The 25925-nt window shown below is 67.8% G+C and carries 21 protein-coding genes; 7 read left to right on the top strand and 14 right to left on the bottom strand.

What is annotated here, in order from left to right:
- Positions 1 to 41: 41 nt before the first annotated feature.
- Complete coding sequence (locus tag ACQP2E_RS03455) at positions 42 to 1256, bottom strand: NADP-dependent isocitrate dehydrogenase (RefSeq protein WP_433828425.1); 1215 nt, start codon at positions 1254 to 1256, stop codon at positions 42 to 44.
- Between the two features lie 220 nt (positions 1257 to 1476).
- On the opposite strand from ACQP2E_RS03455, the gene ACQP2E_RS03450 reads away from it, so the two are divergent.
- Entirely contained in the window at positions 1477 to 3132 is a 1656-nt protein-coding gene (locus ACQP2E_RS03450; protein WP_433828424.1) for an alkaline phosphatase D family protein, read from the top strand.
- Here ACQP2E_RS03450 and ACQP2E_RS03445 read toward each other — a convergent pair whose 3' ends face one another.
- The gene (locus ACQP2E_RS03445) at positions 3133 to 3465 is read right to left on the bottom strand and encodes a hypothetical protein (RefSeq protein ID WP_433828423.1); all 333 of its coding nucleotides are present in this window, start codon (positions 3463 to 3465) and stop codon (positions 3133 to 3135) included. It abuts the gene before it with no gap.
- A gap of 195 nt (positions 3466 to 3660) precedes the next feature.
- Between ACQP2E_RS03445 and ACQP2E_RS03440 the strand changes: the two genes are divergently transcribed.
- Positions 3661 to 4590 carry a type IV toxin-antitoxin system AbiEi family antitoxin gene (locus tag ACQP2E_RS03440; RefSeq protein WP_433828422.1) on the top strand — a complete coding sequence of 310 codons (930 nt, stop codon included), beginning with the start codon at positions 3661 to 3663 and terminating at the stop codon, positions 4588 to 4590.
- Between the two features lie 116 nt (positions 4591 to 4706).
- Here ACQP2E_RS03440 and purH read toward each other — a convergent pair whose 3' ends face one another.
- Together purH and purN are read right to left on the bottom strand one after the other, a co-directional pair.
- The gene (gene purH / locus ACQP2E_RS03435; protein WP_433828421.1) at positions 4707 to 6272 is read right to left on the bottom strand and encodes a bifunctional phosphoribosylaminoimidazolecarboxamide formyltransferase/IMP cyclohydrolase; all 1566 of its coding nucleotides are present in this window, start codon (positions 6270 to 6272) and stop codon (positions 4707 to 4709) included.
- A complete protein-coding gene (gene purN, locus ACQP2E_RS03430; RefSeq protein WP_433828420.1) occupies positions 6269 to 6886 on the bottom strand; it encodes a phosphoribosylglycinamide formyltransferase in 618 nt (205 codons plus the stop codon). The genes purH and purN overlap by 4 nt, the downstream gene beginning before the upstream one ends.
- A 105-nt stretch (positions 6887 to 6991) precedes the next feature.
- Between purN and ACQP2E_RS03425 the strand changes: the two genes are divergently transcribed.
- Positions 6992 to 7324, top strand: coding sequence for a DUF4190 domain-containing protein (locus tag ACQP2E_RS03425; RefSeq protein ID WP_433828419.1), 333 nt, complete (start codon positions 6992 to 6994; stop codon positions 7322 to 7324).
- Between the two features lie 5 nt (positions 7325 to 7329).
- Here ACQP2E_RS03425 and ACQP2E_RS03420 read toward each other — a convergent pair whose 3' ends face one another.
- The 4 genes from ACQP2E_RS03420 to ACQP2E_RS03405 form a co-directional block, all read right to left on the bottom strand.
- A complete protein-coding gene (locus tag ACQP2E_RS03420; protein WP_433828418.1) occupies positions 7330 to 8739 on the bottom strand; it encodes a cell division protein PerM in 1410 nt (469 codons plus the stop codon).
- 105 nt (positions 8740 to 8844) lie between these two features.
- Entirely contained in the window at positions 8845 to 9726 is an 882-nt protein-coding gene (sucD, locus tag ACQP2E_RS03415; protein ID WP_433828417.1) for a succinate--CoA ligase subunit alpha, read from the bottom strand.
- 4 nt (positions 9727 to 9730) lie between these two features.
- Positions 9731 to 10909 (bottom strand): ADP-forming succinate--CoA ligase subunit beta, encoded by a 1179-nt coding sequence (gene sucC, locus ACQP2E_RS03410; protein ID WP_433828416.1) that lies wholly within the window; start codon positions 10907 to 10909, stop codon positions 9731 to 9733.
- A gap of 560 nt (positions 10910 to 11469) precedes the next feature.
- Positions 11470 to 11874, bottom strand: a complete 405-nt coding sequence (locus ACQP2E_RS03405; RefSeq protein WP_433828415.1) for a cobalamin B12-binding domain-containing protein — start codon at positions 11872 to 11874, stop codon at positions 11470 to 11472.
- Between the two features lie 410 nt (positions 11875 to 12284).
- Here ACQP2E_RS03405 and ACQP2E_RS03400 point away from each other — a divergent pair, with 410 nt between their 5' ends.
- Both ACQP2E_RS03400 and ACQP2E_RS03395 read left to right on the top strand, forming a co-directional pair.
- Positions 12285 to 13031, top strand: coding sequence for a M23 family metallopeptidase (locus tag ACQP2E_RS03400; RefSeq protein WP_433833750.1), 747 nt, complete (start codon positions 12285 to 12287; stop codon positions 13029 to 13031).
- Positions 13032 to 13188: 157 nt separating this feature from the next.
- Positions 13189 to 14085 carry a M23 family metallopeptidase gene (locus ACQP2E_RS03395; RefSeq protein ID WP_433828414.1) on the top strand — a complete coding sequence of 299 codons (897 nt, stop codon included), beginning with the start codon at positions 13189 to 13191 and terminating at the stop codon, positions 14083 to 14085.
- Here the strand turns inward: ACQP2E_RS03395 and pcrA are convergent.
- Positions 14082 to 16532, bottom strand: a complete 2451-nt coding sequence (gene pcrA / locus ACQP2E_RS03390; protein WP_433828413.1) for a DNA helicase PcrA — start codon at positions 16530 to 16532, stop codon at positions 14082 to 14084. The genes ACQP2E_RS03395 and pcrA overlap by 4 nt on opposite strands.
- Positions 16533 to 16736: 204 nt before the next feature.
- Here pcrA and ACQP2E_RS03385 point away from each other — a divergent pair, with 204 nt between their 5' ends.
- Both ACQP2E_RS03385 and ACQP2E_RS03380 read left to right on the top strand, forming a co-directional pair.
- Positions 16737 to 18566, top strand: coding sequence for a bifunctional metallophosphatase/5'-nucleotidase (locus ACQP2E_RS03385; protein ID WP_433828412.1), 1830 nt, complete (start codon positions 16737 to 16739; stop codon positions 18564 to 18566).
- Between the two features lie 407 nt (positions 18567 to 18973).
- Entirely contained in the window at positions 18974 to 19336 is a 363-nt protein-coding gene (locus ACQP2E_RS03380) for a chorismate mutase (RefSeq protein ID WP_433828411.1), read from the top strand.
- 717 nt (positions 19337 to 20053) lie between these two features.
- Here ACQP2E_RS03380 and ACQP2E_RS03375 read toward each other — a convergent pair.
- From ACQP2E_RS03375 to ACQP2E_RS03355, 5 genes are all read right to left on the bottom strand, one after another.
- Entirely contained in the window at positions 20054 to 21061 is a 1008-nt protein-coding gene (locus ACQP2E_RS03375) for an ABC transporter ATP-binding protein (protein WP_433828410.1), read from the bottom strand.
- Complete coding sequence (locus tag ACQP2E_RS03370; protein ID WP_433828409.1) at positions 21054 to 22064, bottom strand: ABC transporter ATP-binding protein; 1011 nt, start codon at positions 22062 to 22064, stop codon at positions 21054 to 21056. Before ACQP2E_RS03370 ends, ACQP2E_RS03375 begins: the two co-directional genes overlap by 8 nt.
- Before the next feature lie 25 nt (positions 22065 to 22089).
- Positions 22090 to 23028: an ABC transporter permease gene (locus ACQP2E_RS03365; RefSeq protein WP_433828408.1), complete on the bottom strand. Its 939-nt coding sequence runs from the start codon at positions 23026 to 23028 to the stop codon at positions 22090 to 22092.
- A complete protein-coding gene (locus tag ACQP2E_RS03360) occupies positions 23021 to 23947 on the bottom strand; it encodes an ABC transporter permease (protein WP_111648421.1) in 927 nt (308 codons plus the stop codon). Before ACQP2E_RS03360 ends, ACQP2E_RS03365 begins: the two co-directional genes overlap by 8 nt.
- 140 nt (positions 23948 to 24087) lie before the next feature.
- Positions 24088 to 25725, bottom strand: a complete 1638-nt coding sequence (locus tag ACQP2E_RS03355) for a peptide ABC transporter substrate-binding protein (RefSeq protein WP_433828407.1) — start codon at positions 25723 to 25725, stop codon at positions 24088 to 24090.
- Positions 25726 to 25925 lie beyond the last annotated feature (200 nt).

Genomic DNA, 25925 nt, shown 5'->3' with positions numbered 1-25925 from the left:
CGTATTAAAAATGGGCCCGGGCTTTCGCCCGGGCCCATTTTTCAGCTGAGCTTGCGCGACAGGTTCTCGTCGAGCGCGTTCATAAATTCGTCGGTCGAGAGCCACGGGGCGTCCCGGCTGATCAGCAGCGCGAGGTCCTTGGTCATCTGACCGCCCTCGACGGTCTCGATGCAGACCCGCTCCAGCGTCTCGGCGAACTCGGTCACCTCGGGGGTGCCGTCCAGCTTGCCGCGGTGCTTGAGGCCACCGGTCCAGGCGAAGATCGACGCGATCGGGTTCGTCGAGGTCTTCTCGCCCTTCTGCCACTGCCGGTAGTGCCGGGTGACAGTGCCGTGCGCGGCCTCGGCCTCGACGGTCTTGCCGTCCGGGGTCATCAGCACCGAGGTCATCAGGCCGAGCGAGCCGAAGCCCTGCGCCACGGTGTCGGACTGCACGTCGCCGTCGTAGTTCTTGCAGGCCCAGACGTAGCCGCCCTCCCACTTCATCGCGGCGGCGACCATGTCGTCGATCAGGCGGTGCTCGTAGGTGATGCCGGCGGCCTTGAACTGGTCCGCGAACTCGGTCTCGAAGATCTCCGCGAACAGGTCCTTGAAGCGGCCGTCGTAGGCCTTCAGGATCGTGTTCTTGGTGGAGAGGTAGACCGGGTAGTTGCGGGCCAGGCCGTACCGGAACGAGGCGCGCGCGAAGTCGCGGATCGACTCGTCGAAGTTGTACATCGCCATGCCGACGCCACCGGCCGGGAAGTCCGCGACGTGGAATTCCAGCGGCTCGGAGCCGTCCTCCGGCGTGAAGGTGACGGTGAACTTGCCGGCCTTCGGCGCGACGAAGTCGGTTGCCTTGTACTGGTCACCGTGCGCGTGACGGCCGATGATGATCGGCTTGGTCCAGCTCGGTACCAGGCGCGGTACGTTGCTCATGATGATCGGCTCGCGGAAGACGACGCCGCCGAGGATGTTGCGGATCGTGCCGTTCGGCGACCGCCACATCTTCTTGAGGCCGAACTCGTCCACCCGGGCCTCGTCCGGCGTGATCGTCGCACACTTGACGCCGACGCCGTGACGCTTGATGGCGTTCGCCGAATCGATCGTCACCTGGTCGTCGGTCTCGTCGCGGTACTGGATCGACAGGTCGTAGTACTCGAGGTTCACATCGAGGTACGGCAGGATCAGCTGCTCACGGATCTGCTTCCAGATGATCCGGGTCATCTCGTCGCCGTCGATCTCAACGACCGGGTTTTTGACCTTGATTTTCGCCATCGGCCGGCGCTCCTCTCCCGAAACACATGCTTAGCAGTACGAGCGTACTGCCCACCCGTAGAAGATCACCGGGCGGCCCCGGGTCAGCAGTCCATCCCCCACCATCTCAGGCCACCGAGCCCGAACGGGCAAATCGGCGATACCCGTCCGTCACGGGACCTCCGCCGCATTGGCCGCCGGTGTTGGCATTCCGGCAACCCCACCGTAGTGGCATCGAAGAATGTCACTACCAAGGATTTCCGACCAACCCATCAGCCGCCGCCTGCTGGTCTCCGGCGCTGCTGCCGCGGCCGCGGCCGGTCCGCTCCTTCTCAACCCCGAGAAGGGGTACGCGCAAAGCCCTGCGGTCCCCACCGGAGTCTTCACCCTAGGTGTCGCTTCCGGGGACCCGCTTGCCGACGCGGTGGTCCTCTGGACCCGGCTGGCACCCGACCCGCTGGCCGGCGGCGGCATGCCCGGTCACGTAGTACCCGTCGAATGGGAGATCGCCGAGGACGAGCGGTTCCGGCGGGGCCGCCGCCACGGCGTCGCCCTCGCCCGGCCGGAGTTGAGCCATTCCGTCCACGTCGACGTACGCGGACTGCGCCCGGGCACCGGATACCACTACCGGTTCCGGGTCGCCGGGCAGATCTCGCCGGTGGGCCGCACCCGGACCGCGCCGGCAGCCCGCTCCCGGCCGCGGGAGCTGAAATTCGCGTTCGCCAGCTGCCAGGACTACCAAGCCGGGCATTACACCGCCTTTCAGCATCTGGCCGACGAGGATCTCGCGTTCGTGGCGTTTCTCGGCGACTACATCTACGAGAACACGCCGAACCCGGCCGCGGCTCGGCTTCATGAGGGCACCGGTGAGCCGTACTCACTGACCGAGTACCGCAACCGGCACGCGCAGTACAAGACCGACCCGAATCTCCAGGCCGCGCATGCCGCGTTCCCGTGGATCGTCACCTTCGACGATCACGAGGTCGACAACAACTGGGCCGACGAGATTCCGCAGGACCCGGCGCTGCAGACCCCGGAGGCGTTCCGTGCCCGGCGGATGGCCGCGTTCCAGGCGTACTACGAGCACATGCCGTTACGCCGCAGCTCACTGCCGTCCGGTTTGGACCTTCAGCTGTATCGGCGTTTCCGGTTCGGCAACCTGGCCTCGGTGCACGTCCTCGACACCCGGCAGTACCGCAGCGACCAGCCGGCCACCCTCGCCGACGCGCAGAACCCGGCGCTCAGCATGACCGGCCCCGAGCAGGAACGCTGGCTGGTCAACGGATTGCGTACCAGTGGCGGCCGCTGGAACCTGCTCGCCAACCAGGTGATGTGGGCGCAGAACGACCGCAAGGCCGGCCCCGAGCAGGTCTTCGACCTGGACAACTGGGACGGTTACCGCGCTCAGCGCCGCAGGCTGCTCGAACTCTTCGGCAGCGGCCAGGTGGACAACCCGGTGGTGCTCACCGGCGACCGGCACTGCACCTGGGTCGCCGATCTGCGCCCGGACTTCGACGACCTCTCCAGCCCGATCGTCGGTGCCGAGATCACCGGGACGTCGATCACGTCCGGCGGCAACCCGAACGTCGCGTCGTTCCACGCGACCTACGACCCGATCATGGCGGAGAGCCCGCATTGGCGGTACATCGACAACCAGCGCGGTTACGTGCGCTGCGAGGTCACCGCCGAGCGGATGGTGAGCAGCCTGCGCCTGGTCGACACGGTCTGGGCGCCGACCGCGACGGTACGGACCGCTGCCCAGTTCACCGTCGAGGCGGGACGGCCGGGCATCGCCGAGGTCTCGGCCGAATCGGTGTCACCGCTCGCGCTGAGCCGGGTGAACGGTCCGATCTACGACGTGGACGACCACGAGGACAGCCATCCACTTCGGAAGTGATCAGCGCCCGCCGGACGCCGGGGCATTGGGGTCGAGAAGCCGGTTCGCCGGTTCGTAACAGACCAGGCCGTGCCGGGCGGCGAGGGTGCGGACCGCATCGCCGAACTCGCCGGCGCGCGACCACACACAGGAGAGCTCCAGCACCGAATCGGACTCCTGCGGCGTAGCGGCCCAGACCCCGGGCGCCTGCTGCGGCGGAAAGTGCCGGAGCAACTCGGCACGCAGCGCCGGCACGGCCGGGTGCGAGTGAAACGTGCCCTCACGCACCTTCGCCTCGGCCGCGTCCGCGCTGATCGGAGCCGCCTCGTGCCACACGAAGAGTTCGTAGCCCATCGGGACCCCCCACGGCACGTCAGCCCAACCGATGCACTGACCAGCCTAATTGCCGACAGCAGGAACGCGCTTTCCGCCGCGGCCCACGGTAAGCCCGCAGTTGGATCACCGTCAATATCCACAACCCGCGAAACAACAGGCACTTGTCCACAGGCCCCCAGCGGGATCCTGCCGAACTCCGCCATGCTCGCCGCCGTGTCCATCGCGTCCCGCATCCCGCCCGAACTGATCGGCGTACCGTTCCGCGCCTCGTCGGCTGTGGCAGCCGGCCTGATCACCAGGGCGATGCTGTCCGGGCCGGTGTGGCGCCGGCTGTTCCGCGACGTCTACGCACATGAGGACCTGGCACTCGATCATCGCGGCTGGTGCACGGCGGCGATGCTGGCCTTACCGGCATCCACGGCCATCGGCGGAGCTAGCGCAGCCTGCCTGTGGGGAGTTTCCACACCACTCGATCCCACTACGGTGCACGTGGTCGCGCCCCGCGGCATCCGGCTGCACCGCGATCCGCGGATCGTCGTGCATTACACGGGGCTTGCCGCCGCCGATGTGTGCGTACGAAATGGACTCCGGCTCACCACGCCTGAGCGGACGATCTTCGACCTTGGTCGCCGGACCGGTCGTGCCGACGCGCTCGTGACGCTCGACGCCATGCTGCACCGCCACCTGATCGACCCGGCGGCGCTGCGAAAGATGATCGGCAGGCGAGAACGCTGGCCCGGCACGGCCCGTCTCGGCGCACTGCTTCCGCTGGCCGAACCCCGCAGCGAGTCACCGATGGAGACCCGGCTGCGGCTGGTCCTCGTCGACGCGGGAGTGCCGCCGCCGGTCGCCCAGTTCGAGATCCGCGACGCGCGTGGTGTGCTGCTGGGACGGGCCGACCTGGCCTGGCCGGAGTTACGGCTGGCCGCGGAGTACGAAGGTGATCACCACCGGCAGCGGGACCAGTTCCGTCAGGACGTGGAACGGTTCAACAAACTGCGCATGGCAGGGTGGACGGTCCTGCGGTTCACCGCCGACGACGTCCTGCGCCGGCCGGACAGGACAGCGGCGATGGTCAAGGCCGCACTCACCGGCCTCAACCCTGCACGAGCCGTAGCCCAGAGAGGTCATCAGCCCGGATGACCTCTCTGGGCTACGGCCGGCCCAAAACGCCAAGCGCGAGCCGTAGCTCACGTAGGTCATCGGGCCGGATGACCTACATACGCTACGGCTCGCCAAAACCGCGAGCCGCGACTTCGTCAGTGGTAGAAGTGCCGCGTCCCCGTCAAATAGACCGTCAACCCAGCCTTCTCCGCCGCCTCGATCACCAGGTTGTCCCGGATCGAGCCACCCGGCTGCACCACAGCCTTGACCCCGGCCTCGATCAACACCTCGAGCCCATCCGGGAACGGGAAGAACGCGTCCGAAGCCGCCACACTCCCCACAGCCCGCTCCGCACCCGCCCGCGACACCGCGAGCCGAGCCGAGTCGACCCGGTTCACCTGCCCCATGCCCACACCCACTGTCGCCCCACCGGACGCCAGCAGGATCGCGTTGCTCTTCACGCTGCGAATCGCCCGCCAGGCAAAAGCAAGATCCGCCAGCAGTGAGGGTGACGCCGGCGAGCCGGTTGCCAGCGTCCAGTTCGCCGGGTCGTCCCCGGAAGCATCGATCCGGTCGGCCATCTGCACCAGCACACCGCCACCGACCTGTTTGATCTCCGCGGGCGGCGGGTTCCAGGCCGGTGCGACCAGCACACGCAGGTTCTTCTTCTCCTTGAAGAGCGCGAGCGCCTCAGGAGCGAAGGCCGGCGCCACGATCACCTCGGTGAAGATCTCGGAGAGCTGCTGCGCCAATTCCAGCGAGACCAGCTGGTTCACCGCGACCACGCCACCGAAGGCCGACACCGGGTCGCACGCGTGCGCCTTCCGGTGCGCCTCGGCCACATCCGCCCCGATCGCGATGCCGCACGGGTTGGCGTGCTTGATGATCGCCACACACGGTTCGGTGAAGTCGTTCGCACTGCGCCACGCGGCGTCCGCGTCGACGTAGTTGTTGTAGGACATCTCCTTGCCGTGCAGCTGCTCGGCCTGGGCGAGCCCGACCGGCGCCTCGGCGTCGGAGTACAGCGCGGCCTGCTGGTGCGGGTTTTCCCCGTACCGAAGAACCGAGGTCCGACGCAGCGCGAGCCCGGCGAACTCCGGCCACTCGGACGGCGCCAGCACTGTCGCACACCAGTTCGCCACCGCCACGTCGTACTCCGCGATGTCCGCGAAAGCGCGAGCTGCCAGCAGCTTGCGCTGCGTCAGCGAGAAGCCGCCGTTCGTCAAGGCCTCCAGGACCAGTGGGTACGCGGAAACGGCCGTGACAACAGCGACAGAGGCATGGTTCTTGGCGGCTGCCCGGACCATCGCCGGTCCGCCAATGTCGATCTTGGCGATGCACTCCTCTTCGCCGGCACCGGACGCGACCGTCTCGGTGAACGGGTAGAGGTTGCTGACCAGCAGATCGAACGGCTCGATGTCGAGTTCGCGCAGCTCCTGCACGTGGCCTTCGAGCCGCAGGTCGGCCAGCAGACCGGCGTGCACGCGCGGGTGCAGCGTCTTGACCCGGTCGCTCAGGACCTCCGGGAAGCCGGTGAGCTGCTCAACCCGGGTGACCGGCACGCCGGCCTTCTCCACGGTCGCGGCGGTCGAACCGGTCGAGACGATCTCCACACCGGCGGCGTGCAGCGCCTGGGCGAGTTCGACGATGCCGTCCTTGTACCAGACGCTCAGCAGCGCCCGCTTGATCGGACGACGTCCCTCGTCAGAAGACGTGCTCACGGGATCCGTACCTTTCTGTCCTCGATGGTCCAGCCGTCCCGGACCAGCCGGCCGACGTGATCCACCAGCTGGGCTCGTTCGGCCACCTTGATCCGCTCGGTGAGTGTCTCTTCCGTGTCGTCGTCGAGCACGGGAACGCTGACCTGGGCGATGATCGGGCCGGTGTCGACGCCGGCGTCGACGAAGAAGAGCGTCGCCCCGGCGATCTTGACGCCGTACGCGAGAGCGTCCCGCGGGCCGTGGATGCCCGGGAACGCCGGCAGCAGCGCGTTGTGCGTGTTGATGTACCGATCGCCGAACGCGTCCAGGAACTTCTTGCCGACCAGCTTGAGGAAGCCGGCCGAGATGACCAGGTCGGGCCGGTGCTCGGCGACGTGTTCAGCCAGGGCGGCATCCCAGTCGTCGCGGGTCGGGTACGCCTTCACCGAGTCCACGAAAACCGGAACGCCGGCGGCGGTAGCGTGATCGAGTCCGGCGATGCCGTCCCGGTCCGCGCCGACGGCGACCACCTCGGCACCGTACGCCGGGTCCTTCGTCGCTTCGAGAAGAGCTTGCAGGTTGCTGCCCGATCCGGAGATGAGGACGACCAGGCGGGCGGGCGCGGGGTCAGTCACCTGTGCACCCTATCGCCGCAGCCGGGACCCGCCGTTTGCAGGGCAGCGAGGATAGATTTTCGCCATTACGCTTGCGCCCGCAGCGAAACGTGGAGGAGATGAACCGTGGCATATCCGCCCCCTTCCTACGGACCGCCGGCCGGGCCTCCGGCTCAGCCACAGAACGCCTTCGGCCTCACCGGGATGATCCTCGGCATCATCTCGATCCCGATCTCCTGCTGCTGGCCGGTCAGCGCTCTGCTCAGCATCGTCGGCCTGGTTTTCAGCGTGCTCGGCAAGAAAAAGGCCGACATCGGCCTGGCGAACAACCGGGGCATAGCCATCGCGGGCCTCGCCACCAGCATCGCCGGCCTGCTGCTGAGCATCGCGTTCGCGATCCTGGCCTTCACATTCCCGTCGGACTTCGACTGGAATCAGTACATCCAGGATAATTCCTGATCTGATCAGCGGTTGGCGCGGCGGGACGACGGCCGGAACATCCGGGCCACCGCCGCGCCGATCACGATCGAGACACCGGCAACGATCGCGCCGACGACACCCATGGCAAGAGGGTCCGGGCCGATCTGAGAGAGCCGTCCGGCACCCAGCGAGCCGCCGGAGAGCCAGGCGAAGACGCCGAGCGTGAGTCCGGCGACCGGGCCGGCGAGCACACCTGCGCCGATCAGCAGCGACCACGGCGGCTCGTCCGCGGAACCGCCGCCGCGCCGGGCTGTCCGCCGGGCGTCTCCGCGCCCGTGCCGCAGGCGCTGGGTGAGCAGCCAGCCCGCGGCTGCGCCGGCGATCACCGGCAGCAGCAGCAACGCCGTGCCGGCCGCGCCGACCGGGCCTTCCGGCAGGCCGGCGACGAGCGGCAGCATCGGCAGCGGGCCCACCGAGACCTCGGTGATGCTGATCGCCGACGAGGTGCCGAGCGCGAATCCCGGCCCGAGCAGATATGCGGCCGCCCAGACCGAGGCGTTCACCGCGTACCCGATGCTGATCAGCGTGATGCCGGCCTGGCCGGCCACCCCTGTTTGATAGGCCGCGATCATCTCGGCTGCCTGGCCGCCGCCGAGCGCGACCGAGAGCCCACCGGCGACCGCTCCGGCGCCGAGGATGAGGAACGCGGCGACCAGCCCGGCCCGCAGCGCGTGCCGCAGGACCGGCGGGGAGCGCCGGGCCAGCGCGACGAGGGCGTCGGTGCCGCGCAGCGAGCCGATCAGCGCCCCGGCGATGCCGATGACGAAGAAATGCAGCGCGGCCCGGCCGGCCGAGATCTGCGTGCCGCGACCGTCAGCCAGGACCGCTGCCAGCGCTCCCACCAGTGCGTACGCGAGAGCGATGGCACCGGCGACAGCAAGCGCCTTGCCGATCGAGCCGGTCCGGCGGGCGCCCACCGCGCGGGTGACGTGCAGCCCGGCCCGGTTGAGCCGCCAGATGATCAAAAGGGTGAGCAGCAACGGGGTGACCGCGAGCGGGCCGATCGAGGTGCCGATCGGCAGTCCGTGCCCGAGCAGCCAGCCGGCCAGCCCGGCCTTGGCGGCGCCTCCGAGGCCACCGGCGCCCTCGACGGTGCGAGCCAGGCCGATCACGGCCGCGATCGGCAGATAGCTCAGCAGCGCCGCCCAGAGGGTCGCGAACGCTGCCGCCACCGCCATCGGCGCCCGTTTCGGCGGCGCGGCGGGACGGCGCTGGCTGGGCAGGCGAACCGTGTCCCGGCGGCCGAGCAGCTCGTCGTCGACGATCACGGTGTCCCGGGCTGGTCTGTCGCGGTCGATCTCCACGGCTTCGGTGTCCCGCACGACAGACGGCAGCGCCTCGGCGACCGCGAAGGGGTCTTCCGAGCCATCAGGCCGGTCGGTTGTGCTGGGCATCGCGACTACTTTTTCACGCCGCGGCGGTTCCGGCGATGCAGAAACAGCGGCGCGCCGCCGATCGGGTCTTCTCGACCTGTCCGGCGGCGCGCCATTTGTGCTGCTTCAGCTCATGATCTCGCGCATGAGGCGAGCGGTCTCGCTCGGCGTCTTGCCGACCTTGACCCCGGCCGCCTCAAGAGCGGTCTTCTTCGCGTCGGCGGTACCGGCCGAGCCGGAGATGATGGCGCCGGCGTGGCCCATCGTCTTTCCGGGCGGCGCGGTGAAGCCGGCGATGTAGCCCACGACCGGCTTGGTGACGTTGGCCTTGATGAACTCGGCCGCACGCTCCTCGGCGTCGCCACCGATCTCACCGATCATGACGATCGCGTCGGTGTCCGGGTCTTCCTGGAACGCCTTCAGCGCGTCGATGTGCGTGGTTCCGATGATCGGGTCGCCACCGATGCCGACGGCCGTCGAGAAGCCGAACTCGCGCAGCTCGTACATGAGCTGGTAGGTCAGCGTGCCGCTCTTGCTGACCAGGCCGATCCGGCCCTGCGGGGTGATGTCGGCCGGGATGATGCCGGCGTTCGACGCACCCGGCGAGGCGATGCCGGGGCAGTTCGGCCCGATGATCCGGGTCTTCTCACCCTTGGCGACGTTGTACGACCAGAAAGCCGCCGAGTCCTGAACCGGCACGCCCTCGGTGATCACGATGGCGAGCGGGATCTCGGCGTCGATCGCCTCGAGCACGGCGGCCTTGGTGAACGCCGGCGGTACGAAGATGACCGATACGTCGGCGCCGGTCTCCTTGATCGCCTCGGCGACCGTGGCGAACACCGGAAGCTCGGTGCCGTCGAAGTCGACCTTCGTGCCCGCCTTGCGCGGGTTCACACCGCCGACCACGTTGGTGCCCGCGGCGAGCATCCGCTTGGTGTGCTTGGAGCCCTCACCACCGGTGATGCCCTGGACGATGACCTTGGAGTCCTTGGTGAGCCAGATAGCCATTAGTTCACTTCCCCGCAGCCGCGAGCTCGGCGGCCTTCTCTGCCGCTCCGTCCATCGTGTCGACCCGCGTGACGAGCGGGTTGTTCGCTCCGTCGAGGATGGCACGACCCTCTTCGGCGTTGTTGCCGTCGAGGCGGACCACGAGCGGCTTGGTGACGGCCTCGCCGCGCTCGGAGAGCAGGGCGAGAGCCTGGATGATGCCGTTCGCGACCGCGTCACAGGCGGTGATGCCACCGAAGACGTTGACGAAGACGGACTTCACGGCCGGGTCGCCGAGGACGATCTCCAGGCCGTTCGCCATCACCTGGGCGCTGGCGCCACCACCGATGTCGAGGAAGTTGGCGGGCTTCACGTTGCCGTGCCGCTCGCCCGCGTACGCCACCACGTCGAGGGTCGACATGACCAGGCCCGCGCCGTTGCCGATGATGCCGACCTCGCCGTCGAGCTTGACGTAGTTGAGGTTCTTGTCCTTGGCCGCCTGCTCGATCGGGTCGACGGCGGACTTGTCCTCGAGAGCCTCGTGGTCGGGGTGCCGGAAACCGGCGTTCTCGTCCAGAGTGACCTTGGCGTCGAGCGCCAGCACGCGGCCGTCGCCGACCTTGGCCAGCGGGTTGACCTCGACGAGCAGGGCGTCCTCGGCCACGAATGCCTGCCACAGCTTCACCGCGATGTCGACGACCTGCTCGGCGACGTCGGCCGGGAACTTGGCGAGGGTGACGATCTCCCGCGCCTTGGCCTCGTCCACGCCCTTGCTGGCATCGATGGCGACCTTGGCGACCCGGTCCGGGTCGGTCTCGGCCACGGTCTCGATCTCCATGCCGCCGGCGACGCTGGCGATGCAGAGGAAGGTCCGGTTGGCCCGGTCCAGCAGGTAGGAGAAGTAGTACTCCTCCTTGATGTCGGCCGTCTCGGCCAGCATCACCTTGTGGACCGTGTGGCCCTTGATGTCCATGCCCAGGATGTCGGTCGCGCGGGCCTCGGCCTCGTCCGCGCCGTCGGCCAGCTTCACGCCGCCGGCCTTGCCGCGGCCACCGACCTTCACCTGCGCCTTGACGACGACCTTGCCGCCCAGCCGCTCAGCGATGGCCCGGGCTTCCTGCGGGGTCTCGGCGACGCCGCCGCCCAGCACGGGCAGCCCGTGCCGTTCGAACAGGTCGCGCCCCTGATACTCGAACAGGTCCACGTGTCTCCTTTCGCTCGCGACGCCAAGCGCCGGCAAGCCGCACCGTTGCGTCCCGACCTGTGTGCGCGGCGCGTCGCAGCTGCGCCGCCAGCGTGAGGATCGTTCGACCTTCCGCAGGATTACGGAACGGTCGTCATCCGCAGACTAGCGACCGTTTGGACCCTTGTGAGCGCGCGGGTGCGCGGTGTGCAAGACCACACACCAGAGGTACGAAAACGCAGCTCCTGGGCGCTTGGGACGGTCGTGCACGGTGTGCACACAGAGAACTCGCGAAGCGTTGTCCACAGGTCGTCCACAGGGGCTCGGTAGATCGATCCAATCAAGATCAGCATGCACGGGAGAGTGAACGGAAAAAGCCACGCTGCCGTGCGTAACCCGGCTGAGAAGGACGTCGTTGAGTGTGATGTCGGAGCGCTCAGGCGCCCGCAAGGAAAGCGGCCGATGCCCTGTCGGTCGAGGGGTGGCGGCGGGGCATCGCGCATAGAGGGGCCGGACGTGTGAGGGGTGCGTCCGGCCTCTCCCCTTGCGGTGGCAGCCGGTGCCACCAGGGGTCCTGTCGTTCAGGACACCGGGGTGGCGACATTGGCGCGAACCCATTCGACGATGGATCCGGTGGTCGCACCCGGAGTAAATAGCTTCGCTACGCCGAGTGTTTCCAATTCCTTGATGTCGTCCTCGGGAATGATGCCTCCGCCGAAAACGACGATGTCCTGTGCATCACGTTCCGCCAACAGCTCAATTACTCTCCGGAAGAGCGTCATGTGCGCCCCGGAGAGAATCGAGAGACCGATCGCGTCGGCGTCCTCCTGAATCGCGGTCTCCACCACCTGCTCGGGCGTCTGATGCAGCCCGGTGTAGATGACTTCCATGCCGGCATCACGCAACGCCCGCGCCACAACCTTGGCGCCGCGGTCGTGCCCGTCCAGTCCGGGCTTCGCCACCACGACTCTGATCCGTGCTTGCATCCTGACCCCTTCGGGCTCCGACCCCGGTGCCGAGCGCCTGGTACGGGCAGCCCCCGCGGTCACCTGAACGAACGGTAACCCCCCAGCGCCGGAGCAGGGTAGCGGTCAGCCCGGGCGGGTGGCTGACGAAATAGTTCCTCGGGTCACATTACTTTCTGCAATCCGAGCCATTACACACCGTCGCCATATCACCAACCTGGAAAGGTAACCAATTCGGACAATCACTGATCAACCCTGACCAGGAACTGTCAGGAAAATGGCGCTGCGACTTGTGACTCGGCTGCCGTTTCGTTACCGTGGCCCACGGCTGTCGCACAGGTTCACTCCAAAGCGATGGCCCGGCAAGCCACCGTTCACCGTTGTTCCTGGTGCGTGATGCCGCCGCAATGCCACTGACCGGAGGGTTGTTCGTGCGCCAGCGCTTGTCGTCTGAGCCCGATCGATATCGCGGCCGTCGCCGTGTTCCGACCCCTCCCCGCAGCCGTTACGCCGCGGTTGTCACTTCAGCATTCGTCGGCGCCGGTGTCGTCGCTCTCGGCGCCGCCTCGAACCTCCCGGACGCGAAAGACGTCAGCCCCGAGGTCCTGCAGAACCTCAAGAGTTCGCAGATCGCGGCCGACGCACTGGACAGCCGCACCGACGACGCGAACCGCGCCTCCCGGAGCAACGACCGGTCAGAGGGCGCCGAAGAGGTCAGTGCCGATGTCTCGGCGGAGGACATCTACCTTCTGCCCCTCGACGACTACCAGTTCACCTCGGCCTACGGGGTTCGCTTCGGCAAGCTGCACGCCGGCATCGACCTGGCCGCCGCCGACGGGACGCCGTACAAGGCGGTTCACGCCGGCACGGTGACCAGCGCCGGCTACAACGGCGGCTACGGCTATTCGATCACCGTCCTGCAGGACGACGGCACCGAGATCATCTACGCGCACTCGCGCCGCCTGCTGGTGAAAAAGGGCGACGAGGTGAAAGCCGGCCAGGTCATCGCCGAGGTCGGCAACACCGGATACTCGTACGGGACGCACCTTCACCTCGAGATCCACGAAAAGGGCACCCCGGTCGACCCGATCGTCTTCCTCAAGGAACGCGGCGTCGACATCAAGCTTCAGATCGAATCGGTGTACGCGGGCCTCGCAGCTGCCGAAGCGGCTTCCTGACCTTCCCCGCCATATCGATTGCTACCCGGCAAGCCGGTGATCAAACTCAGCCCGGTTGCATTCCGGTAGAAAAGCGCCCTCAGGCTTCACGAACCCGCCTCGCCAGGCCGACAGGAAACGTGACAGGAAAAAGTCACGTCCGTCGGGAGGCACACGCGTGGGGCAGCAGTCAGGACGGCACCGTCAGGAACGACTGCATCGTCACCGCGCACCCGCGTTCCCCGCTCTCTTCGCCACCCGGGGCCGTACCGCGCTCTCGGTCACCGCGCTGAGCGCCACCATCGTCGCCGGAGTGGGCGCCGCCGGTGTCGCCGCATCAGCCGCGCCGAATGTCGTGCCAAGTGTCGTTTCGAACGTCGTGCCGAACGTCGTGCCGAACGTTGTGCCGAACCCGATCGCCCACGTCACCGCCTCACATCCGTACGCCGAAGCGCCGATCGTGGCGCCGCCCGGCGACGAGGCCCCTGGCAAACAGTTCCCGCGCAGCACCGAGCCCGGCTCCGGGCACGCGGGCCGGCTCGGGCTCGGGCTGGCCGAGGAATCAGCCACGCCGACCGGGGCCGCAGTCCGCCTCAAGAAGCGCCCCGCCGTCGTCGCGAAGGCCGCCATCACCGGGGCCGCGGCCAGCACCGGCACCGGCTCCAATGCGGCGTGGGTGCACCCGATCCCCTCGGCCGGGGTCACCTCCTGCTTCGGACCCCGCTGGGGCCGTCTGCACGCCGGTGTCGACCTGGCCGCGGCGTTCGGCACCACGATCGTCGCCGCCGGCGCGGGCGTCGTGATCACCGCCGGACCGGAGGGCGGGTACGGCAACGCCGTGCTGATCCAGCACGCCAACGGGTACCTGACCCATTACGGTCACATGTCCGAGGTCCTGGTCGTCGCCGGCCAGCAGGTCAAGGCCGGCGAGCGGATCGGCCTGGAGGGCTCGACCGGGCACTCGACCGGCCCGCACCTGCACTTCGAGGTGCACAAGGGGCACTACAAGAACCCGATCGAGCCGACCGCCTGGATGCACGCACAGGGCGTCGAGATCTCCGGCTGCGCCGGCTAGATCTTTTCGATCGGTGCGTGCCGGAGCACGAGCCACATCACCTGGTCGCCGAAGTCGATCTGGGCTCGGGCGCCCGGGCCGTGCCCCTCCACCGCGAGCACCCGGCCCAACCCGTACCGCTGGTGGTTGACCCGTTCGCCGGGCTCCACCTTCGGCACCGATTTCAGGTCGCTGGCCGTGGCGAGTTTGCTGGCGTCGATGCCGAGGCGTTCGGCGATGCGCTGGGCTTTGGGCGTACCCCCGGCGAAGCCGCCGCCGCGCTGGCGGTCTCCCCCAGCGCGACCACCCACGCCCCCGCCGGTGCCGGACCAGGACGTGTACGACCCTCCGGTGCGCTCCCACCGCAGCAACTCGGGAGGCATCTCGTCGGTGAAGCGGGAGGGCGGGTTGTACTGCGGCTGGCCCCACGCCGAGCGGGTCACCGCCCGGGAGAGGTAGAGCCGCTGCCGGGCGCGGGTGATCCCCACGTAGGCGAGGCGGCGCTCCTCCTCCAGCTCGGTGTTGTCGCCGAGCGCCCGCATGTGCGGGAAGACGCCGTCCTCGAGCCCGGTCAGGAAGACCACCGGGAACTCCAGGCCTTTAGCCGTGTGCAGCGTCATCAGGGTGACCACGCCCTGGTGGTCGGGGTCGTCGCTGGGGATCTGGTCGGCGTCGGCGACCAGGGCCACCTGCTCCAGGAAGCCCGCGAGGGTAGCCACCTGCGCGTCCTCCTCCTCGGCCAATGACTCGACGCGCTCGGTGTACTCCCGGGCGACGCTCACCAGCTCCTGAAGGTTCTCCACCCGGCCCTGGTCCTGCGGGTCGAGGCTCTCCTCCAGCTCGCCGAGCAGGCCGGAGCGCTGCAGGACCGCTTCCAGCACCTCCTCGGGCGGGGCGGTTTTCGCGAGTTCCCGCAGGTCGTCCAGGAGCTGCACGAAGTCGGCGATGCTGTTGGCCGAGCGGGTCGAGATGCCCGGCGCGTTTTTCGCCCGGCGCAGGGCCTGGCCGAACGAGACGCGGTCGCGTGAGGACAGTGCCTCGACGCAGGCCTCGGCACGGTCGCCGATGCCGCGGCGAGGAGTGTTCAGCACCCGGCGGATGCTGACGGTGTCGTCGTCGTTCACGATCGCGCGCAGGTAGCCCAGGGCGTCCCGGACCTCCTTGCGCTCGTAGAAGCGCACTCCGCCGACCACTTTGTAGGGAAGGCCGACGCGGATGAACACCTCTTCGAACACTCGCGACTGCGCATTGGTCCGGTAGAACACCGCCACGTCACCGGGGCGCACCTCGTGGTTGTCGCTGAGCCTGTCGATTTCCCGGGCCACCCAGTCGGCCTCGGCGTGCTCGGTGTCGGCCACGTAACCGACGATTTGCTCGCCGGCGCCCTGGTCGCTCCAGAGCCGTTTCGGCTTGCGGGAGGTGTTGCGGTCGATCACCGCGTTCGCCGCGGAGAGGATGGTCTGCGTCGAGCGGTAGTTCTGCTCCAGCAGGATGGTCCGGGCGTCCGGGTAGTCGCGCTCGAACTCCAGGATGTTGCGGATGGTCGCGCCACGGAACGCGTAGATCGACTGGTCGGCGTCACCGACCACGCAGAGCTCGGACGGCGGCAACTCGGCCGACTGGTCGAGACCGACCAGCTCGCGGATCAGCGTGTACTGGGCGTGGTTGGTGTCCTGGTATTCGTCGACCAGCACGTGCCGGAACCGCCGCCGGTAAGCCTCGGCCACCAGCGGGTGCGACTGGAACAGGTGCACCGTCGTCATGATGATGTCGTCGAAGTCCAGCGCGTGCGCCTCGCCCAGCCGACGCTGATAAAGCTCGTACGCCTCGGCGACGGCCCGCTCGTTGGGCCCGGTCGCCTTGGCCTTGAACTCCTGCGGGTCGGTCAGCTCGTTTTTCAGGTTGGACACCTGAGCGGCCAGGCCGCGGGCGGTGTAACGCTTCGGGTCCAGGTCGAGCTCGCGGGCGACGAGCTGCATCAAACGGCGCGAGTCGTCGGCGTCGTAGATCGAGAACGTGCTCTTAAGACCCACGTGCTCGTGCTCGGCACGCAGGATCCGCACACACGCCGAGTGGAACGTGGACACCCACATGAGCCGGGCGCGCGGGCCGACCAGCTCGGCCACCCGCTCTTTCATCTCGCCGGCGGCCTTGTTGGTGAAGGTGATCGCGATGATCTCCCCGGGATGCACGTCACGCTCAGCCAAGAGGTACGCGATCCGGTGCGTCAGCACCCGGGTCTTACCCGAGCCGGCGCCGGCCACGATCAGCAGCGGTGTCCCGGAGTGGGTCACGGCGTCGCGCTGAGGACCGTTCAGCCCGTCGAGCAGGGCCTCCGGGTCGAGCCTGCGTGGGCTCGGCCGCGCGGCGGGCTGGGCGCTCGTCCGCGCAGGCTTCTCCGGCACCCGCACGGCGGGCCCATCCGGCACCCGGCCAGCGGGCCCATCCGGCACCCGGCCAGCAGGCATGGAGAACAGGGTTTCGGCAGGTTCTGAGGAAGGTCGCATCGCGGGAGCAAGTGTATGCCGACCCCCCGACAAGAATTCTCCGCCGACCCGCCCGTCGCATCGGTCGCAAACAATCTATTTGTCACCGCGAAGTGGTAGCGATGAATCAACTGATCCACCAGGCTGTCCAGGTCGGCCAAAAAATCACTCCGATCGGGGGACCCCATGAAACGGTTGCGTCTCGCCCTACCGGCGGCCGCGCTGGCCGCCGTCGCCACACTCGCAGCGCTGCCGGCTGCCCCGGTCGCGGTCGCCGCCCCTCCGGCCGAGTTCAACCCGGTTTCCGCCTCGTTCGGCGTACCCACGGGGAAGGTCGTAAAGGGTCAGTTCCTGAGCTATAACGACTTCCACGGAGCGATCGACCCACCGACCGGCAGCGGCGCGGTGGTGAACGCGAGCGGCACCAGCACACCGGCCGGCGGGGTGGAATACCTCGCGACCTGGCTGAAGAAGCTGCGCGCCGAGGCGACGGCCGAGGGCCGTCAGACGATCACGGCCGGCGCCGGTGACCTGATCGGCGCGACGCCGCTGGTCAGCGCCGCGTTCCACGACGAGCCGACGATCGAGTTGATGAACGAGATCGGGCTGCAGGTCAGCTCGGTCGGCAACCACGAGTTCGACGAGGGCGTGACCGAGCTCCTGCGCATCCAGCGCGGCGGCTGCCACCCGACCGACGGCTGCCAGGACGGCGACGGTTTCGGGGGCGCCGAGTTCAGCTACCTCGCGGCGAACACGATCGACAAGAAGACGAACCTGCCGATCCTGCCGCCGATCGAGATCAAGTACATCGGCGGTGTGCCGGTCGGCTTCATCGGCATGACCCTGGAGGGCACCCCCGGCATCGTCAACCCGGCCGGCATCCAGAACGTGCGCTTCACCGACGAGGTCGAGACCGCGAACAAGTGGAGCAACCTGCTCAAGCTCTTCGGCGTGAAGGCCCAGGTGCTGCTCCTGCACGAGGGTGGCTCGCAGGGCACGGCCACCCCGACGCCGGGCGTCTCGGACTGCACCGGCTTCACCGGGCCGATCGTGCCGATCGTCGCGGGCCTCAACCCCGAGATCAGCATCGTGATCTCCGGGCACACGCACCGCTTCTATTCGTGCAAGCTGCCGAACAGCAAGGGCGCCGACACGGTCGTCACCAGTGCCGGCACCAACGGCCAGATCGTGACCGACATCGACTACTCGCTGGACAAGCGGACCGGCCGGTTCACCGAGATCACCGCGAAGAACGTGATCGTCGAGAACGGCGTCTCGGACGGCAAGGGTGGCTGGTTGCGTGACGCGGCTGGGGCGTACCTGCGCAACCCGGACACCGTCGACGCCGCCGCGAAGAAGGTGGCCGACAAGTACCGCACCGCCGTCGCCCCGATCGCCAACAAGATCGTCGGCAGCATCAGCGCGGACATCGTCCGGGCCACCACCCCGGCCGGCGAGAGCCCGCTCGGCGACGTGATCGCCGACGCGCAGCTGGCGTACACGTCTGCCGGCGGGGCCCAGATCGCGCTGATGAACCCGGGCGGCATCCGCGCCGACCTGGACGCCGACCAGACGTCCGGCGGTGAGGCGTACGGCCAGGTCACCTACGGCGAAGCGTTCACCGTCCAGCCGTTCAACAACCTGGTGGTCACACAGACCTTCACCGGCGCGCAGATCAAGAACGTGCTGGAGCAGCAGTTCGTCGGCTTCAGCGGCCAGACCGCCCAGCGCATCCTCCAGGTTTCGGCCGGCCTGACATACACCTGGAGCGCCTCGGCCGCCGCCGGCTCGAAGATCAGCAACCTGGCACTCAACGGCGTGGCGATCGACCCCGCCGCCAGCTACCTGGTCACCACGAACGACTTCCTGGCCAACGGCGGCGACGGCTTCAGCTACCTCGCGCAGGGCACCGGCCGGGTCACCGCTCCGGGCTTCGACGTGGACGCCCTCGTGGCGCACCTCGCCACCGGCCCGATCGCCCCCGGCCTTGCCAACCGCATCAGCACCACGCCCTGACCAACGGGGATGGGAACCCACGGTGGGTTCCCATCCCCCTTGGCCGCGGGCCCACCGTGTGCCCTCATCCCGCCGAGCCGCAGGCCCACCGTGTGCCCTCATCCCGCCGAGCCGCGGGCCCACCGTGTGCCTTTGGTCGCGGTGGGCGGCTTGCTTCCGGCTCTTTTCGGTACGCCCGGAGCACGGTGTCCCACGGTTCGGGCGGTTTCCTTGCGAGCTGGTCCGCGACCGGGGCATACTCGGCTCGTGATCCAGCGGGCGCGATTTTTTTACTACGGCACCGGAAGTCCGGCAGCCGTAGGTCGCGTCTGATCCACAGACCTACATCAAGCCCCGGGCCTTCCAGCTCGGGGCTTGCTGCTGCCCGGGCCGGGTCGACCGGGGCGCGAGCACCCGAGGAGCACGACATGACCGCCGAGACGGTGGACCAGCAAAGCGGCCAGACGGGCAGCCAGCAGAGCAGCCAGACCGCTGGGCAGACGACCGGCGAGGATCTGGACCAGAAGACCGGCGCCGGCGCGGCGCCCGCCGCTGCGGAGATCCGCGCGAAACGTGAGCGCATCGACGCGATCGATCAGGCGATCATCGACCTCTGGCTGGAGCGCGCGAGCCTCTCTCAGGAGGTCGGCAAGACCCGCATGGCCAGCGGCGGCACCCGCCTCGTCCTGGCGCGCGAGCGCGAGATCGTCGAGCGTTTCCGCAGCGCACTGGGCCCGGACGGCACCCAGGTGGCACTCCTGCTGCTGCGCTCAGGCCGCGGACCCCTGTAACCGCCAGGCCCCCTACCCCCGTTCGCCGCTCTCGGCGGGGACGGGATCGCACGAAATGCCGTGATCGGCGAGACGAGGCCGCACCTAACGAGGCGATGGGCGCGATGAGGTCACACACAGTGGCTCGGTGCGACCTCATCACCGCTATAGCCGAGATGGACGCACACGCAGGGATAACGTGCGCGCTCGTCTACGTCGTCGGCCGCTTGCGTGTGCCCTTGTCCCGGCTACCGGCCGCATGCGTGCGCCCCCGTCTCGGCCGACGCCGCGCCGGCCGGAACGGAAGCCGGAACTCGCGCCCCGAATCGTGTGCGCCGACTTCGGGGCGCTAGGCGCACCGCAACTCGACACACGACGGGCGCGGTTTTGGAAACTGAGCTGACAGGAAAAGGGCGCAACCGCTTAATCAGGTCGCCCGGTCAACCCGGTCACCCGGTCACCCGGTCACCCGGTCACCCGGTCACCCGGTCACCCGGTCACCCGGTCACCCGGTCACCCGGTCGCCCGGTGGCGCGGTGGCGCGGTGGCTGGTCGCAGGATGGACACGTAGCGGCCAGCGACCGGTGCCACGCCCAAGGGGGCAGCAGCGATCTGCACCCCCGCCCACCCGCCTTTAACCGGACCGAAGGCGGTCACTCCCCGACGCGACCGGCACTCGATCTTTAAAAGACTCGGCGGCGGTCCAAGAAGCTGGACCGCCGCCGTGGTCGTTTTCGGTCAGCGACCGTGGACCACGTCGCGGATTTCGGCGAAGTGGCAGGCGCTCGGGTGGGGCGAGCGGTCGCGGAGCTGCAGCGCCGGGTCCTGCTGGGAGCAGATGTCCTGCGCCTTCCAGCAGCGGGTCCGGAAGCGGCAACCTGACGGCGGGTTGGCCGGTGAGGGCACGTCGCCTTCGAGCACGATCTGGTCGCGGTGGCCGCGCAGGCGCGGGTCCGGGACCGGCACCGCGGAGAGCAGGGCCTGGGTGTACGGGTGGGTCGGCTGCTCGTAGATCTCGCGGTCGTAACCGTGCTCCACGATCCGTCCCAGGTACATCACGGCGACGCGGTCGGAGATGTGCCTGACCACCGACAGGTCGTGCGCGATGAAGATGTAGGACAGGCCGAACTCGTCCTGAAGCCGCTCCAGCAGGTTGATCACCTGAGCCTGGATCGACACGTCGAGCGCGGAGACCGGCTCGTCGCAGACGATGATCTCGGGCTTGAGAGCAAGCGCGCGGGCGATGCCGATGCGCTGGCGCTGACCGCCGGAGAACTGGTGCGGGTAACGGTTGATGTGGTCCGGGTTCAGACCGACCGTGTCGAGCAGGTCCTGCACGGCACGCTGCCGGCCCTTTTTCGGTACGACCTCGGGGTGGATCTCGTACGGCTCACCGATGATGTCGCCGACCGTCATACGCGGGTTCAGCGACGTGTACGGGTCCTGGAGCACCATCTGGATGTTGCGGCGAGCCCTGCGAAGCTCGTTGCCCTTCAGCCGGACCATGTCCTGACCGCGGACCATGATCGAGCCGGAGGTCGGCTTGTCCAGGCCGACCAGCAGTTTCGCCAGCGTGGACTTGCCGCAGCCGGACTCGCCGACGACGCCCAGGGTCTCGCCGCGGCGAAGCTGGATGTCGACGCCGTCGACCGCGCGGACCGCGCCGACCTTCGTCTTGAAGACGATGCCCTGCGTGATCGGGAAGTGCTTGACGAGACTCTTGGTCTCGAGAACGACGTCACTCACCGAGGACCTCCCGGAAGAAGTGGCAGCGGGCGGTACGGTGCGGCGCGACCGAGTAGGCCGGCGGCGGCGGGTCCTGGCGGCACGCGTCCTTCGCGTACCGGCAGCGGGGGTTGAACGCACATCCACGCGGGACGTCGGTCAGCGCCGGCGGCAGGCCGCGGATGACGTTGAGCTGCTGACCCTTCATGTCGAGGCGGGGAATCGACTCGAGCAGGGCACGGGTGTACGGGTGGGCCGGACGCGCGTAGATGTCGTAGACCGGCGCCTCCTCGACGACCTTGCCCGCGTACATCACGGAGATCCGGTCGGCCACGTCGGCGACCACGCCCATGTCGTGCGTGATCAGGATGAGGCCCATGTTGCGCTGCTTCTGAAGGTCCGCGAGCAGGCCCATGATCTGCGCCTGCACGGTGACGTCGAGCGCCGTGGTGGGCTCGTCGGCGATCAGCACCTCGGGATCGAGCGCCAGCGCCATGGCGATCATGACGCGCTGACGCATACCACCGGAGAACTGGTGCGGGTAGTCGTTGATCCGGTCCTTCGCACCCGGGATCTTGACCTGGTCGAGCAGCTCGATGGAGCGCCGCTTGGCCTCCGCCCGGGACATGCCGCGATGCATGCGGAACAGCTCGGCAAGCTGGAAACCGACCGTGTAGACCGGGTTCAGCGCGGAGAGCGCGTCCTGGAAGATCATCGCGATCCGGTTGGCGCGCACCTTGCGGCGCTGCTCCTCCGGGATGCCGAGCAGGTCGACACCGCGGTACATGATCGAACCCTTGGTGATGTATCCGGGAGGGCTCTCCAGGATGCCCATGATCGCCTGAGCGGTCACGGACTTGCCACAGCCTGACTCACCCAGGATCGCGAGGGTCTCGCCCGGGGAGAGCCAGAAGTTCGCGCCGTTGACGGCCTTGGCTACGCCGTACTGGGTGCGGAACTCGACGTGCAGGTCGGTCACCTCGAGGAGAGGTGCGCGCGGATCGACGCCGGGTACGACGTCCATTTGCGCCTTGATATCAGTCACAGGGTCACCGCAACTTCGGGTCGAAGGCGTCGCGGATGGCGTCGCCCAGCATGATGAAGGCCAGCACGGTGGCGGCGAGGAAGATCGACGGCCAGACCAGCGGTTCGGTCGCCACTCGAGCGTACGGCGAAGCCTCCGAGATCGAGATGCCCCAGCTGATCGCGTCGTTCTTCAGGCCGACGCCGAGGAACGACAGGGTCGCCTCACTGGCGATGTTCGTGCCCAGCAGGATCGTGAGAACCACGATGAAGGACGCGATCGAGTTCGGCAGGATGTGCCGCGCCATGAGCCGGTACGGGGTCGCCCCGAGCATCCGGCCGGCCGCCACGTAGTCCTGGTTCTTCGACGCGATCACCGCGGAACGCATCACCCGGGCCGCTGAGGTCCAGGTGAGCAGTCCGAGCGTGAGCGTCACCGCCAGCACACCGTCCGACTTCTCGGTGACCAGACGGTTCGACAGCACGATCGCGCCGAGCAGGAACGGGATACCGAGCATGATGTCGACACCACGGGACAGGACCGCGTCCACCCAGCCGCCGAAGTAACCGGCGGCGAGCCCGAAGAACAGGCCGATCACGCCGGCGAGCAGCGTCGACAGGATCCCGACGATGATCGAGTTCCGGGCGCCGTAGACGGTCTTCGCGAAGACGTCACAGCCCTGGAAGTCGTACCCGAAGTACGCCGTACCGCTGGCGCCGCCGTGCTGGTTGGCCAGCGTGCAGGCACGCGGGTCAGCCGAGGTGAAGAGCGTCGGCCAGGCCGCCATCAGCAGAATGACGGCCACCAGGACGACCGACACCCAGAAGATCTTGTTGCGGCGGAGGTCGATCCAGGCATCCCCGGCAAGGCTTCGTGGCTTGTCGGACTTGCCCCGTCGTCCGCGCGGGCCCTGCGGTTGTGGCGAGGGCACCTCGACGGCGGTGATGGCGTTGGGGTCACTCATAGCGGATCCTGGGGTCGAGGGCGGCGTACAACAGGTCGACGAGAAGGTTCACGACCAAGAAGATGATCACCAGCACGCTGACGAAGCCGACCACGAGCGGGCCGTCCTCGGTCGTGATCGCGCGGGCGATGTTGAAGCCGACGCCGGGGATGTTGAAGATCTTCTCGGTCACGATGGCGCCGGACATCAGGCCACCCAGGTCGACGCCGATCAGCGTCACGACCGGGATCAGCGAGTTGCGCAGCACGTGCACCCAGATGACGCGCCGGCGTGTCAGGCCCTTGGCCCGCGCCGTACGCACGTAGTCGGCACGAAGATTCTCGACGACCGAGGTACGGGTGACCCGCAGCTCGGTGGCGATGACGAGACTGCCCAGCACCAGGGCCGGCAGCAGCAGGTCCCAGAGTGAGGCGTCCCGTGTCGCGGTCGGCGGGAACCAGCCCAGTTTGATACCGAAGATCAGCTGCGCCAGCGGCGCGAGCACGACGATCGGCATCGCCAGGACCACAAGCGTCGCGATCAGCGTGACGTTGTCGAAGAGACCGCCCCGCTTGATCGCGGAGTAGACGCCCGCGGTCACCGCGATGGTCGCCGCGATGACGATCGCCAGCAGCGCGAGCTTCACCGTCACCGGCCACGCGTTGGCGAGCATGGCCGAGATCTTCTGACCCGTCAGCGACGTACCGAGGTCACCGGTGAGCAGGCCCTTCATGTAGTACCAGTACTGAGTGAGGAAGCTCTCGTTCAGGTGGTAACGCTCGGTCAGCGCAAGACGCTGACTCTCAGTGATGGGGCGTTCGCCCGCCAACGCCTGGAGGGGGTCGTCCTGGTTGGCGAACGTCAGCGCGAAAACCACAAATGTAGCCCCGAAGAATGTCAGGACCATCTGCAGTAGGCGCCGCACGATGTAGCGGAACATACGGGTTCTAGCCTCTTCCGCGGAAGAGCGCCGGCCTCGTGAGCACGGCGACGAGGAGGTTGGGGTTAACGCAGGCTAACGCAGCGGTGGCGCCACGGTTTCACATGCTCCGTGACGCCACCACCGTTCAAGCGGTTAAATCAGCTGACTACTTCGATCTCGTACAGGTTCACCTTCTGGAAGAGGTCGACGTTCACGTTCGTGACCTTCTCCGAGAAGCCGAAGACGTTCTGACCGTTGCGCAGCGGGATCACCGGCATGTCCTTCGCGAGGATATCCTCAGCTGCCTGCCACTTCGCGATGGCCTCCTCCGGAGTGGCGGCCGAGCGACCCGCGGCGACCAGGTCGTCGAAGGCGGTGTTGCTGTACCCGTAGTAGTTGGAGGAACCGTCGGTCGCGTACAGCGGGCCGAGGTAGTTCTCCATCAGCGGGTAGTCCATCAGCCAGCCGAGACGAATGAGGCCAACCGGCTCCTTCTTCTCGACCTTGGTCAGCAGGTCGGCGAACTTCGGCTCACCGACACCGGTGCAGTTCACGCCGAGCGAAGCCTTGATCTGGTTGCACGTCGCGTCAACCCACGCCTTGTGCGGGCCGTCAGCGTTGTACGTGATCTTCAGCTCGGCCGGGCCCTTGGCCTCGGTGTAGAGCGTCTTGGCCTCAGTCGGGTTGTACTCGCAGTTCTTGCCACAGGTGTTCTCGCGGTAACCCGCGACCACCGGGGAAACGAACGAGGTAGCCGGCGTCTGCGAACCGAGGAAGACCTGGTCCGTGATCTCCTGGCGGTTGATCGCCATGGAGATGGCCTGACGCACCCGGACGTCCTGGAACTCCTTCTGGAACGTCGGGAAACCGACGAACTGGAAGGCGGAGTTCGGGGACTTCTGGAACCGGTCGCCGAGGTCGGCGGACGCCGACGCGAGGCTCTCGATCGGGATCTGCGTCTGCACGTCGAGGTTGCCCGCGACGAGGTCAGCGTACTGAGCGGCGTCGTCCTGGTAGATCTTCCAGGTGATGCCGTCGACCTTCGGAACCTGGCCCTTGAAGTCGGCGACCTTCTCGACGACGACCTGGGCGTCGTGCTCCCACTTGCCCTTCATCTTGAAGGGGCCGTTACCGATGATCGCGTCCTCGAAGCCCTCGGCGATGACGCCGTCAGCGGAGAAGGCGGCCTTCGGCAGCGGGTAGAAGACGGTGTAGCCCAGCAGCGAGGCAAAGCTGGCGAACGGCGCCGCGAGCTTGATCTCGAGGGTGCTGTCGTCAACGGCCTTCAGACCGGAGAGCTTCTTGGCCTTGGGGTCGGGGGCCGTCTTGGGGCCCTCTTCGCCGTCCGGGTCTTCGCTCTGCAGGTCGGCGTAGCCGGCGATGCTCGAGAAGAAGTAGGAACCGCCCTGACCGTTCGGACCGTAGGCGCCGTAGTTCCAGGCGTCGACGTAGTTCTGTGCGATGACCGGCTCGCCGTTGTGGAAGGTGAAGCCGGGCTTCAACTTCACGGTCCAGGTCGTGTTGGTCTTGTCCGCCGTGATCGACTCGGCCGCGACCGGGGTCGGGTTGTTCTTGGCGTCGAAGTCGACCAGCGGGTAGAACAGCGAGTTCAGAACCTCAGCACCGTTCGACTCCGTCGTGTTCGACGGGATCAGGTGCTGGGGCTCGGCGATACCGATAACCACAGTATTGGAAGTACCGGACGACTCGTCCGAGTCACCGCTACCGCAACCGGCGGCCAACAAGGCGATGGCGGTCGCTCCGACCGCCATCTTCCATGGGCTTTTCCCAAGCATGGGAGTGCCTCCTTCAGGGGCGCTCACGAGGGGTTGTGTGAGTAGCTGCCACTGTGACACAGAGGCACGGAAACCAATGAGCGCCGTTATCAAGCCGATATTAGCCGTTTACGTCCGTACGCAGACCCAAAGATCGTTCTTTCGCCGGATTCGACCGGCCTGAGCTGCGCGTACGCCTGCGTGTGTCCGCTCGGACACCC

It is taken from the genome of Actinoplanes sp. CA-015351, from assembly GCF_050955685.1.
Taxonomy (GTDB): Bacteria; Actinomycetota; Actinomycetes; order Mycobacteriales; family Micromonosporaceae; genus Actinoplanes.
This window is presented reverse-complemented; position numbering and strand designations above follow the sequence as displayed.